General features: G+C 33.4%; 1 protein-coding gene. It reads right to left on the reverse strand.

Features of this window, described 5'->3' with window-relative positions:
* Positions 1-318: 318 nt before the first annotated feature.
* On the reverse strand, positions 319-572 hold a 254-nt coding region (locus tag NI468_RS16110), incomplete at its 5' end, for a transposase (protein ID WP_253102501.1).

The raw sequence follows: 572 nt of genomic DNA on the forward strand, positions 1-572 counted from the left end.
CTTTGTTGCATAAATATGTAAGCATCTGATTTAAATAAATTTAATTTTGGATCAAAAAATAATCAAAACTTTTAAAATCATATAGTTATGAAATCTTTGTGCAACAAAGCCATTCAGAATTAACTATTTCAATAAGTTGTTTAGAATCTACTATTAACATTTTTATCCCCGAGAAGCAGATTGTATTAAAGCCCTATAAAGCTCAATAGTTTGTTGAAGTTCTCTTTTAAGCGGTTCACTTTCTGTTCTATTTTGTCTTGTTAAAGGGCACTGTTGCAAATAGTGATTTGAGTCGATGATGTTCCCTTTAAAAAGTGCTTAGAGACCGAAAACCCTGTTGATTAGACACACTTCACCCTGAGGCTGACCATAATAAAATGACGATGCTTGTCCTTTACGTAGTGCACGCATGACTTCAATACCTTTAATTGTGGCATAAGCAGTCTTCATAGATTTGAATCCTAATGTGGCCCTGATGATTCGCTTTAACTTACCATGATCACATTCAATGACATTATTTTTATACTTAATCTGCCTGTGCTCAATATCTACTGGACATTTTCCTTCTCGCT

It is taken from the genome of Acinetobacter lwoffii (assembly GCF_024129355.1).
In the GTDB taxonomy this organism is placed as follows: domain Bacteria; phylum Pseudomonadota; class Gammaproteobacteria; order Pseudomonadales; family Moraxellaceae; genus Acinetobacter; species Acinetobacter lwoffii_I.